10 protein-coding genes and 1 pseudogene are annotated in these 12,811 nt (G+C 34.3%); 9 read left to right on the top strand and 2 right to left on the bottom strand.

The genetic code is table 11. The annotated features are described in order from the left end of the window. Window positions 1–2,513: pseudogene (locus CHB80_RS18530) on the bottom strand (T9SS type B sorting domain-containing protein); the annotation flags it as partial. A 159-nt stretch (window positions 2,514–2,672) separates the two neighbouring features. Continuing rightward, a complete protein-coding gene (gene folP / locus CHB80_RS18525) occupies window positions 2,673–3,494 on the bottom strand; it encodes a dihydropteroate synthase (protein ID WP_089372994.1) in 822 nt (273 codons plus the stop codon). A 132-nt stretch (window positions 3,495–3,626) separates the two neighbouring features. Between folP and CHB80_RS18520 the strand changes: the two genes are divergently transcribed. The 9 genes from CHB80_RS18520 (at window position 3,627) to sucC (ending at window position 12,724) form a co-directional block, all read left to right on the top strand. Further along, entirely contained in the window at window positions 3,627–4,163 is a 537-nt protein-coding gene (locus CHB80_RS18520) for a DUF1599 domain-containing protein (protein WP_089372993.1), read from the top strand. Between the two features lie 66 nt (window positions 4,164–4,229). Beyond that, entirely contained in the window at window positions 4,230–5,969 is a 1,740-nt protein-coding gene (locus CHB80_RS18515) for a BT_3928 family protein (protein WP_089372992.1), read from the top strand. Further along, the gene (locus CHB80_RS18510) at window positions 5,966–7,042 is read left to right on the top strand and encodes an ABC transporter permease (RefSeq protein ID WP_089372991.1); all 1,077 of its coding nucleotides are present in this window, start codon (window positions 5,966–5,968) and stop codon (window positions 7,040–7,042) included. Before CHB80_RS18515 ends, CHB80_RS18510 begins: the two co-directional genes overlap by 4 nt. A gap of 199 nt (window positions 7,043–7,241) precedes the next feature. Continuing rightward, the gene (tpiA, locus tag CHB80_RS18505; RefSeq protein ID WP_089372990.1) at window positions 7,242–7,994 is read left to right on the top strand and encodes a triose-phosphate isomerase; all 753 of its coding nucleotides are present in this window, start codon (window positions 7,242–7,244) and stop codon (window positions 7,992–7,994) included. A gap of 69 nt (window positions 7,995–8,063) precedes the next feature. After that, window positions 8,064–8,579 (top strand): hypothetical protein, encoded by a 516-nt coding sequence (locus CHB80_RS18500; protein ID WP_089372989.1) that lies wholly within the window; start codon window positions 8,064–8,066, stop codon window positions 8,577–8,579. A 1-nt stretch (window position 8,580) separates the two neighbouring features. Further along, window positions 8,581–10,194, top strand: coding sequence for a S8 family peptidase (locus tag CHB80_RS18495; RefSeq protein ID WP_089372988.1), 1,614 nt, complete (start codon window positions 8,581–8,583; stop codon window positions 10,192–10,194). Further along, window positions 10,191–11,057, top strand: coding sequence for a 50S ribosomal protein L11 methyltransferase (gene prmA, locus CHB80_RS18490; RefSeq protein ID WP_089372987.1), 867 nt, complete (start codon window positions 10,191–10,193; stop codon window positions 11,055–11,057). Before CHB80_RS18495 ends, prmA begins: the two co-directional genes overlap by 4 nt. A gap of 78 nt (window positions 11,058–11,135) precedes the next feature. After that, window positions 11,136–11,411 carry an ATP-dependent Clp protease adaptor ClpS gene (locus CHB80_RS18485; protein ID WP_089372986.1) on the top strand — a complete coding sequence of 92 codons (276 nt, stop codon included), beginning with the start codon at window positions 11,136–11,138 and terminating at the stop codon, window positions 11,409–11,411. Window positions 11,412–11,533: 122 nt separating this feature from the next. After that, entirely contained in the window at window positions 11,534–12,724 is a 1,191-nt protein-coding gene (gene sucC / locus CHB80_RS18480; RefSeq protein ID WP_089372985.1) for an ADP-forming succinate--CoA ligase subunit beta, read from the top strand. Window positions 12,725–12,811 lie beyond the last annotated feature (87 nt).

Below are 12,811 nucleotides of genomic sequence, written 5' to 3'. Positions count from 1 at the left end.
GTCTGGAAGAAGGGATCATTAACATTGATATACATCATATTATCAATCTCTCCTCCGACAGGTGCATTGTTGGCATCATCCATTGTTAGGTAATATACCACTGTAAGAGAAGTGTCTCCTCCTGTGATCTCGGCATCTACATCTGATAAAATGAAGAAATCAAAAATACCATCATTATCGACATCACAAACTTCTAAATCTGCAGGAACAACAGGAACTGGAAGTAAAAAGACTTCTACAGCTAAAGCTTCTGTTGAAAAACATCCTGTAATATTATTGGTCACTCTTGCAAAGACAATCTGTGGATTTGTTCCAGCCATGTTCATAAACATTGTTGGATCAGGAATCGAAGCATCATTTACATTAGCGCCTGCTAAGGTAAGATGATAGCTTACGGTAACTGTTGGATCAAAACCATCCGTAATCTCTGTATTCTTTACTGTAAGATCAATAATTGTAACTTCATCAGGAGTACCATCTTCGTCACAAATCTCTAAAGTAGTAGGTGTAACAGTTGTTGGATTAACATTTACAATAAGATTAAATGTCGTACTCGTTGAACAACCCGTAACATCATTAACAACAGTCGCAGTAATTGTTTCAAGTTCTGGGATTGTATTGGCTAATGGGTTTGGTAATGGACTTGAAAGAGGGTTTCCATTACCGTCTAAATAAGTAACAGAAACTCCAGTTTGACCACCTATTACATCTGCTTGAACAGTAGAGGTATCAAAAAGTCCTAAACCATCATCATCACAACCTCCCATATTCATTAGGTCTGCTACTGTATTTGCAATAGGATTAGGGTTGACAATTAAATCAATAGTATTCGTAGATTGACAACCTGTAATATCGTTAGTTAACGTTGCAGTAATTGTTTCTGTAAATAATACAGTGTTAGATAACGGATTTGGTAATGGCGAAGTTAAAGGCACATTATTACCATCTACGTATGTAATTGTAATATCTGTTTGTCCGCCCAATAATGTTGCTTCAACACCTGAAGTATCAAAAGATATAGAGATACCATCACTAGGATTAGTACCATCATCACAAGATTCTAGTGCTGCAACTGGATTGATAATTGGTAGTGGATCTACCGTAATCAAAAAGCTAGTTGTAGAAAAACAATCTGTAAAAGCATTATTTTCTACACGAACAAAAATTTCTTCTTGATCTACAACACCATTTATATAAGTATCAGGATTTCCAATTAAATCTGTAACTCCATCATTAGCGCCAGCAAGTGATGTATGAAATGTTAAAATAAATTGTGTAGGGTCTTGTCCATTAAGTATTGTAGCAATGGTCGTTGTTAAATCAAATTGCGCAAAACCATTAGTAGGATCTCCATCTTGGTCATTGTCACAAATATTAATATCGTCAGGTGTAATTGCATCTGGTGTATCAAAAACATCTATTAGAAATGAAACAGTATCAAAACAATCTGCAAGGTCATTATTTTCAACTCTGGCAAAGATGGTATCATCCATAGAGTTATATGCATCAGTACCTACAAGACCTGTATTCGTAATATCATCTGCATCTGCTTGTGACAAATGGAATGTCACTGTAAAGTCTAAAGGATCTAAACCATTAAGAATTGTTGGGATTAAAGCATCAAGATCAAATATCGCAAAACCATCATCATCAGTTCCATCACATAACTCTAATGTATCAACCATCGCAGGTGCCATAGGAACTTCAAAAAATGTAACCAAAATATCATCGGTTCCCATATCTCCATCAAATGTGGTAAGAGTTACCTCATAAACTCCTGTTTGAGTCACATCAATCATAGGCATACCATCAGTTCCAGGAATAGCAACTGGACCCGTACCATCATCAAATGTCCAAGTATAATTAGCTGCTGTAGGGTCTGTAGCATCTAATGTCACTATAGTACCTTCACACGCATCTATATCTGCTCCTAGCGTAGGATCTACAATTGCACAATCAGTTGCTCCTGTATCATTATCTGCTTGATCTATAAAAATTTCACCTTGTTGTTGCGCAAAATTTGTAATTAGAAATACATAAATTTCGCCTACTTGTGCATTAGGAATATTTGCTGTTTCTACAGCTGCTGCAGAAAAACTACAGTCTACCGTGTTTGCTGCCGTTAAATTGTCACAAACATCCGTATCTGAAAATGGTCCCCATAATGTAAAATCTACATCTAGAGGTGTACCGTTTAAAGTTCCATCATCAGCGATATCAGTATTTTGAAAGATTGTAAAATTTAAATCTCCAGGTGTTTCTATCTGTAAGAAATACCAAGTTGGAAATGGTGTAGACCCCAAACAAGTATAATCAGGTCCTGCTTCACCAGAAGCAGTACAATTAGGATCAGGGCTTCCATTAAAACAATTATTAAAAGGTTGATTAAGTTCTGCAGTACAAAAAGGTACAGCATCTGCACAAGTCGGACCACCAATATCTTGCCCGTAACTATTTGTAAAACAGAAAAATAAACATATTAAAATAAGGCCTTCGCGTAGGATTTTCATCATAAATAGGTTTGTGTGGGCGAAAAATAGGGATTTTTTGTCAAAATTCTGTTAAAATATCAGCCCATTTGTATGTGAAAACGTTTAAAAAACAGAATTGGTATGTCTCATTAAAAAAGTTATCTATATTACATTTATATCTAAAATATAATATCTCGTACATTAACCAAGTGCATTATGTAGCCGTATACACTCTATGGCTTCTTTCACATCGTGAACCCGAAGAATGGAAGCGCCATTTTGCAAAGCAATCATATTCAGTGCTGTAGTGCCATTTAAAGAAGTTTGCGGGTTTCCTTCCAATGTTTTATAAATCATAGACTTGCGAGACAGCCCTGCCAATAAGGGAACTTCTAAAAATTGAAAAAAACGTAACTCCTTTAAAAGCTTAAAATTTTGCTCAGTGGTTTTAGCAAAACCAAAACCTGGATCAATAATAAGATCATTTATTTTATGACGTCTTGCGCATGCCAATCTTTCACTAAAATAACTAGTGAGCTCTTTCAAGATATCTTCATAATCTGTTAACTGCTTCATGGTTTGCGGAGTCCCTCGCATATGCATTAATACATAAGGAACTCGGAGTTCTCCCACTACAGACATCATATCACTATCTAACATTCCTGCGCTTATATCATTTACCATACAAGCCCCAGTATAAATAGCTTCTCTAGCAACATGCGATCTAAAGGTATCTACAGAAATTAAAGCCTCTGGGTAATGTTTTAAAACCTCTCTTATAACTGGAATTATACGCTTCTCCTCCTCTTCTATACTAATATTAGCAGCACCAGGTCTAGAACTATAAGCGCCCATATCTATAAAAGTAGCACCTTCATCTAGCATACTCCCTACTTGTGCAATTACAGCATCCATATCTTTATATGTACCACCGTCATAAAAAGAATCTGGGGTTAAATTTATAATGCCCATTACTTTGGGAGTAGATAAATCGATAAGGTTTCCTTTACAATTAATATACATAATCAACTACAATACGTACTTTTACTATAAATTTTAAAACTCGGTTGTGAGTACTTCTTTCAAACAAACTTACAACCCCATTTTTTATATTACGAATTTTAAGCGAAATTTACGCAAATTCTATATCCATTTATGAGTAATACCTCAACACAGTACGACAACGCAATTACAAAATGTCGAAGCCTTTATATAAATAAAATGAAAGACTATGGAAGTGCATGGCGTATTTTACGACTACCATCACTTACAGATCAGATTTTTATTAAAGCACAACGCATTCGTGGTTTACAAGAAAATGATGTGCAAAAGGTTGATGAAGGACAAGTTTCTGAATTTATTGGTATTATCAATTATTCTGTGATGGCACTCATACAATTAGATTTAGGTGTTGTAGAACAACCTGACCTTAACTTAGAAGAAGCTACAAATGCATATGACAAAAAAGTAGCTATTACTAAGGCACTCATGGAAGATAAAAATCATGATTATGGAGAAGCTTGGAGAGATATGAGAGTAAGTTCACTTACAGATCTTATTCTTCAAAAGTTATTACGCGTTAAACAAATAGAAGACAATCAAGGAAAAACACTGGTTTCAGAAGGAATTGACGCAAATTATCAGGATATGATTAATTATGCGGTGTTTGCATTAATCCATTTGGAAGAATAAGCTACAAATATCTAGTAATACATGAATAGTCCGCTTTCGCGAAAGCGTATAAAAACATACTAAAAAATGCACATACCTGTACACATGGCACGTTTTTTTGTTGGTGCCCTTTTTATTTTTAGCGGATTCATAAAACTAAATGATCCATTAGGGTTTTCATATAAACTTCAAGAATATTTTGCTCCTGAGGTATTGAATTTAGAATTCTTATCACCGTATGCATTACTCATCTCAATAGGCCTAGTTATTTCAGAAGTATTGTTAGGTATTGCATTACTGATAGGCTATCGTAAAAAACTCACATTATGGTTATTACTAGCTATGATTGTATTCTTTACATTTCTTACTTTTTACTCAGCTTATTTTAATAAAGTAACTGACTGCGGATGTTTTGGAGATGCTATCCCACTAGTGCCATGGGAATCTTTTATAAAGGACCTAGTACTGCTAGTATGCATTCTATTCTTACTATTTTTCCAAAAACATATACGACCTATATTTAAAAATAAGATTGTACAAAACAGCATTATATTCTTATCATTTGCTGCTTGTATGTGTTTTGGATATTATGTATTAATGCATTTGCCTTGGTTAGATTTTAGAGCTTACAAAGAAGGTTCTAATATTGCCAAAAACATGGAAATTCCAGAAGGTGCTCCAGAAGCTATTTTTGATTATCACTGGAAGTTTAATGTCAATGGAAAAGAGAAAATAGTAACTACTTCTGGTGGATATCCTCAAGTAGAAGGTGAATTTATAGGGTATGAAACAGAACAAGTACAAGAAGGCTATATTCCTCCTGTACATGATTTTACGATAGAAAAAGGGGATGAAAATTTTACAACAACTTTTCTTGAAAAAGAAAATGTTATTGTGATTGTAGCTTATAATATTGATAAAACTGAGCGAGAAGGATATTATAACATTAAGAAAGTCACAGAAGAGGCGATCCGAAAAGGATATACCGTTATTGGTTTGACTTCATCAAGTCCGAGTGTGCATGAACCCTTTGTTAGGGATTATAAACTTCCGTTTGATTTTTATTACACAGACGAGACTACCTTAAAAACTATTGTACGTGCAAGTCCAGGTATTGTGAGTATGGATAAAGGTACTATCCTTCAGAAATTACACTATAATGATGCTTCAGATTTGATTCTAAATTCATTACCTACCGCTAAACCTCATCTAAATTTTAATCTAAAGTTTCAATTAGATAGTATTGCTGTACTAGATCAAAAATATCGTAAACTAATGCAAGTGCCTGAAGGTCCAGAGCGCAAAGCATTAGGAGAATCTATGGGGCTTGATCCTGCAGAATATTCAGGGGATATATGGAAACGTCAGATAGCATTAGATACTAGTAACCTTAGAAAAATAGAATCCATATTAAAGAATGGGGTATATCCTGGTAAATCTTTAGTGGGTACTCCTACCAATACTGCAGCTTGGTCTGTTATTCAACATTCTAATAAAATTCCAAAGTATCTCGATCTTATGAAAAAAGCAGGGAAAGCCGGCGAACTTCCATTTAGATTGGTTGCTATGATGGAAGATAGATATTTAATGAATGAAGGGAAACACCAAATATATGGTACCCAAGGAATGACTTATAATAATGGCACTCCTTTTATATGGCCTATAGAAAATCCTGAAGAAGTAAATAAACGCAGAGAAGAAGCAGGTTTTAGCAGTACTATAGAATCCTATGCAAAAGATCTTTTTGGAGAAGATTTTGAATATACTCCTATCACACTAGAAGAAGCAGAAATAAGAAGACTTGCCTCTATCAAAGAACACGAATGATCTCATATATTTTAAAGAAATTAGGGTATGCAACTGGTACACTTATAGGAGTGGTTACTGTCATATTTCTTTTATTTAATGTATTACCTGGTGATCCTGCAAGTATGATGCTTGATCAAAATGAAGATCCAGAACAACTAGCCATTGTACGTGCAAAGTATGGATTTGACCAACCACTTTACAAACAATATCTATATTACCTTAATGATTTAGCTCCTATATCTTTTCACGCAAGTGAACCAGACAAATACACCAGTTTAAGTAGTGGGAAGTACAATGCTATTTCTTTATTTACAATAGCAAAAACAACTGTTGTATTAAAGTCTCCTTATTTAAGAGAAAGTTTTCAAAAAACTGGTAAACGAGTGACAGAAGTAATAGGAGAAACTTTACCTAATACGTTTATCTTAGCCATAAGTGCTATTAGTATTGCCATCATCATTGGGATCTTATTAGGTATTATCTCTGCTCAAATGAGAGACACATGGGTAGATCGAACTATCCAAATTATAAGCACTTTAGGGATGAGCGTTCCAAGCTTTTTTAGTGCTATACTTTTTGCGTGGCTCTTTGGTTTTGTTCTCCATAAGTATACCAATTTAAACATGACGGGGAGTTTATATGCGATGGATGATTTTGGAGAACACGTCACTATCCAATGGAAAAATTTAATACTTCCTGCTTTTGTATTGGGAATACGACCTCTTGCCGTAGTGATACAGTTAATGCGTAATTCTTTATTAGAGGTTTATAATCAAGAATACATTCGCACTGCAAAAGCAAAAGGACTGAGCCCTTTTCAAATCATACGCAAACATGCCTTAAAAAATGCACTTAATCCCGTAGTTACAGCTGTTTCTGGATGGTTTGCATCTATGCTTGCTGGGGCGGTATTTGTAGAGTACATTTTTGGTTGGAATGGTTTAGGAAAAGAAATTGTAGATGCGCTTAACACGCTAGATCTACCTATTATCATGGGAGCCGTTATTGTAATCGCAACCTTATTTGTAGTGATTAATATTTTTGTAGACCTTATTTATGGATGGTTAGATCCTAAAATACGTTTATCATAATTATTTACCACAAATAGATTCTTCTTGTTTCTTTACATTTTATGCAATGAAATACTGAAAAGATTCTTTTTTTTCAGGTATCTATAATAGGATAGCTCCCCTATTAAGACTTTCATAATAATAGTTTTCTTCTACTATTTTATAAGAAGATTATGAATCTTATTGATATTTTTGTGATTCAATAAAAAACACACCATACATGTCTAGAAAACATATTGTCGCTGGAAACTGGAAAATGAATAAAAATCTTTCTGAAACGCAAGCATTATTAACTGCGCTTAAGGAGAAGAAAAACACAGGAGATGCGCAAGTAATTGTTGCCCCTACTTCTATTAATTTACATGCTGCTGTGACTGCATTAAATGGTAGTGATATTCAAGTAGCTGCTCAAAACATGCATCAAGCAGAAAGTGGCGCATATACGGGCGAGATATCGGCTAGTATGATTGATAGTATTGGAATAAACACTGTAATCTTAGGACACAGTGAGCGTCGTGCTTATTTTCATGAAGATGATGCATTACTTGCCCAAAAAGTAAATACTGCCATTGCACAAGGATTTACTGTTATTTTTTGCTTTGGAGAAGAGCTGGAAGATCGTAAAAATGGAAAACATTTTGATGTGGTAGAAAGCCAACTTAAAAATGCGCTTTTTCATCTTACTGCTTCTCAATGGTCACATATTGTTCTTGCATACGAACCAGTATGGGCAATAGGAACAGGAGAAACGGCATCACCAGATCAAGCTCAAGAAATGCATGCTTTTATTAGAAGTACTGTAGGTACTTCATATGATGCAAATACAGCAGATCAAGTATCTATTTTATACGGCGGATCTGTAAAACCAGGAAATGCAAAAGAAATCTTTTCAAAGCCAGATGTAGACGGTGGTCTTATAGGTGGGGCTTCCCTTAAAGCAGACGACTTTTTTGAAATCGTAAATGCTTTTTAATAAAGCGCTTATTATATTTTAAGACAACTTTCATAGTATTTTTATACCTTAGGTCTATAACTATATACTATGAAAGTTTCTTTTTTACTCCTTTTTTTATTGGCTGGTATTTGCTTCTCTTGTCAAGCACAACAAACAATCACAAATACTGATGGTTCTGTTACGCTCCTTAAAAATAAAGAAGAGCAAAATGCTGTTTATATTACTAAAGATGGACGTGTAGGGATTGGTAAAAAAAATCCAACAGACAAGCTTGAAGTAAATGGACAAATTCATGCTAAATCTGCAAAGTTAGATCTTAAAGAATGGGCAGATTATGTATTTGAAGATGGTTATGATTTAGTACGCTTACGCGAAATAGAAAAATACATCAATACCCATGGTCACTTACCTGAAGTTCCTACAACGGAAGAAGTACAAGAAAATGGTATTGAATTAGGTCAGATGAACGTCCTACTTCTTAAAAAGATAGAAGAACTCACATTATATCTCATAGAAAAAGAGCATCAAGTTCAAAAACTACAAAAACAGTATGATGAACTTCAACAACAAATCAAACACATACAAGAATCTATAAAAAGCTAGTATGTTAAAAACAATAGCTATATATATCGTTTTTGGAATACTAAGTATACCTTCCATTTATGCTCAGGAAGATCGTTTTTACATTCGTTCTTTAGATCAAAATATTGAGATTCCAGTAATCACAAAAGATTCTGTTGTTTCGTATACAGGAGATCATCAGAAATTAAAAGTGCTCTTTCATAAATATCAGGTAAAAGTTTTTAGAAAAGGGTTTAAGTATGCTGATCGCGATAAACTAAAACGCACATATTTTGTTATTGCATCCCATCCTAATTTCCAAAAAGAACTATTAGAAGAAGTCCCTGACATTTTTGAATTTGGCGAAAGCCTACTTCCAGAAACACTTAAAATATATGAACCTAATGATTATGGAGTAACAAGTACTGTAGGTAGTAATCAAGGCCTACAAGTAAATCTTGATTATTATGATTTTTTAGGGGTTCCCGAGGCTTGGTATTATACTACTGGAAGTAAAGATGTAATAATGGGTATTTCTGATGGTTATGTAGATCCGGAGAATCCAGACTTTAAAGATAGAGTCACCGTATTTAAAAAAAGTTCTTATTCCAAAGGTCATGGTATGAGTGTAGCTGCAACAGCTGCCGCTAGTGGTGATAATGGCTATGGCATTGTGGGTATTTGCTCTAATTGTACTATTTATACTACTACCTATGGTGATTTTAAATTTTTAAATCAATTATTAGAATTATCTCGAGCAGGAGCAAAAGTTATTAATTGTAGCTGGGGCAGCACTCGTTATTACGAAACAGCACAAGAAGCCATTAATGAAATGAGAGACAATGGAACTGTTATTGTTTCTGTACCACACAATCCATCATTCAATAAAACAAAAGGAAAGGTTCCTAGATATCCTGGAGCCTATGAGCATGTTATTTCTGTAGGGAGTGTCCAACATCGATTTGATGACCCTAGAGAAACACTACATACAAATGGAAAAGGAAATCCATATGCCATTGGACTTAAAAATTATGTAGGACGCGCTGTAGGTTTTAAGGGAAACGATATAGATGGAGAACAATTTATTTATAAAGCATCTACAAACAATCTAGATACTTATGTAGATATTTTGGCGCCCGGCACTTTTATATTTAGATATAGTAAATATCTAGAAGATGGAGATATTTTATATAATGAGGTAGAAAAAACATCTCCTGCGGCTCCTTTGGTTACAGGCACTATAGGACTTATGTTTTCTATTAACCCCTGCCTATCAGTAGATGAAGTAAATAGTATTATAAAACTATCGGCTACAAATATAGATTACATAAAAGCAAATGCTGCATTTAAAGGGATGTACGGAGCAGGTAGCTTGCATACAGGACGAGCTGTAAAAATGAGTTATAATATGTTACAACCGGAGCTCTATACAGTTATAGAAAATCAAAATTTTAGCCGTTGGAAGTTTACATTAGAAGCTCCTTATAAAGTTAAAATCAAAAATCAAAAATTTACAGACAGCGTTTCTGTAAATTTTACTGCAAAAAATGAAATTTTAATTGAAAATGAAACAGTACTTTTGCCTGGCGAAAATGGAGAAATAGTATTAAAAATTGATCCAAATACGTCGTATAACTGCAAAGAGATTAAAGAATGACACCCATATATTTAGGATATACCTTTACCGTAAGCCCTCCTGTACCAGCAACAGAAATTTTAATAGCAGAATTAGGATATGCTGGTTTTGAAAGTTTTACAGAAACAGAAACTGGGGTTATCGCATATATTCAAAAAGAAGAAGCCTTTCCTAATAAAACTCTTTTAGATTTTGAAAGCTTACTCACTGATATCCAAATTTTAAAATCTGATGAGTTTACCATCACATATACTGCACAAGAAATTGAACAAGTAAATTGGAATGAAGAATGGGAAAAAAACTTTGATCCAATTGAAGTAGATGGACGTTGTGCTGTGCGAGCACCATTTCATAAAAAAACAGATGTCGAATTTGATATTGTCATTGAGCCAAAAATGTCTTTTGGCACTGGTCATCATGAGACTACACATATGATGATAAAACACCTATTAAAACTAGATGTAACGAATAAAAAGACATTAGATATGGGATGCGGAACTGGGGTTCTTGCTATTCTTGCAGAAATGAAAGGAGCACACCCTATTGACGCTATTGATATAGATAATTGGTGCTACCTTAATTCTATAGAAAATGCTGAAAGAAATCACTGCGAGCATATAACAGTTTATGAAGGCGACGTCTCGTTACTTAAAGACAAAACATACGATCTAGTTATTGCTAATATTAACAGAAATATTTTACTACAAGATATTCCTGCTTATGCAATGACACTTCCAACAGATGGCATTTTATTATTAAGTGGTTTTTATACAGAAGACATTGCCTTAATTACAGAAAAATGTAATGAAAATGGGCTTTACTTCGTTGGTAACTACGAACGTAATAATTGGGTCGCTTGTAAATTTGAAAAAAGGCAATCCTAAATTTTATGTTATAAAACATTACTAATTTAATTAGTAAGCTATTTATTTTGTAAATTTCTAGTCAAAAATTTTACTCTTATGAGTACAAAAGAAAAATATCAAGAAGACCTAGACGTCCTCACTGAAGAGCAGAAACAACACGAAATCATTCTTTATAATGATGAAGTAAATACATTTGATCATGTGATTAACTGTCTTATAGGTGCATGTGATCACACAGAAGAACAGGCCCATCAGTGCTCTTTAATTGTTCATTACAAAGGGAAATGCACTGTAAAAACCGGAGATTATGATGATCTTAAGCCTAGATGTTCTAAACTTTTACAAGCTGGATTAAGCGCAGAAATTGTGTAATCAGTAAGCTTTCTATAAATACTTAGACATAACATTCAATTTTAATCTAAAAACTATTGTGCTCCCGTAGCGCTTTTGTTACTTTTGCACAGCATAAATAAAGCACCATATAAAAAGGTATTATGAATCTACACGAGTATCAAGGAAAAGAAATGTTAGCTAGTTTTGGCGTACGTATCCAAAGAGGTATTGTTGCCACTACACCTGCAGAAGCTGTTGCTGCTGCAAAAAAACTTACTGAAGAAACTGGAACGGGTTGGCACGTTATAAAAGCACAAGTTCACGCCGGTGGTCGTGGTAAAGGTGGTGGTGTAAAACTCGCCAAAAATCTTGAACAAGTAGAAGAAATCGCTGGTCAAATCATAGGAATGAATCTTGTGACTCCTCAAACAAGTGCAGAAGGAAAAAAAGTACACCAAGTACTAATTGCTGAAGATGTATACTATCCAGGAGATAATGAACCAGAAGAATATTACATGTCTGTACTTTTAAACAGAGGAACAGGTCGTAATATGATTATGTATTCTACAGAAGGTGGTATGGATATCGAAACTGTTGCAGAAGAGACTCCACACCTTATTTTTACAGAAGAAATAGATCCTGCTACAGGATTATTACCATTTCAAGCACGTAAGATTGCTTTTAATTTAGGATTAAGCGGTACAGCTTTTAAAGAAATGACAAAATTTGTTGCTTCCTTATATAAAGCATATGTATCTACAGATAGTTCTTTATTTGAAATTAATCCCGTACTTAAAACAAGTGATGATAAAATCATGGCAGTAGATTCTAAAGTATCTTTAGATGAAAATGCACTATTCCGTCACAAAGATCTTGCAGCATTGCGTGATGAGCGTGAAGAAAACCCTGTAGAAGTAGAAGCAAAAGCTGTAGGGCTTAACTATGTAGATCTAGATGGTAATGTAGGTTGTATGGTAAATGGAGCTGGACTTGCTATGGCAACGATGGATCTTATCAAACAAGCTGGTGGAGAGCCTGCAAACTTCCTTGATGTAGGAGGTACTGCAGATGCAGAACGTGTAGAAATTGCATTTGATCTTATTCTTAAAGATCCTAACGTAAAAGCAATTCTTGTAAATATATTTGGAGGTATTGTACGTTGTGATCGTGTTGCTCAAGGTATTGTAGATGCATACAAAAACATGGGGAATATAGAAGTTCCTATTATTGTTCGTCTACAAGGAACCAATGCAGATATAGCAAAAGAATTAATAGATAATAGTGGTCTTGATGTACAGAGTGCTGTAGAATTCCAAGAGGCTGCAGATAAAGTTCAGGCGGTTTTAGCATAAACCATCTTAACAATAAGAATAAAAGCTCTTTTAGCGTAAAACGTTAAAAGAGCTTTTTGTTTTTAAGCGTTTTAGTATCAATTACAT

The sequence above is a fragment of the Dokdonia pacifica genome, from assembly GCF_900188275.1.
In the GTDB taxonomy this organism is placed as follows: domain Bacteria; phylum Bacteroidota; class Bacteroidia; order Flavobacteriales; family Flavobacteriaceae; genus Dokdonia; species Dokdonia pacifica.
The sequence above is the reverse complement of the archived record's forward strand: the minus strand, read 5'-3'. Positions and strand labels throughout refer to the sequence as shown.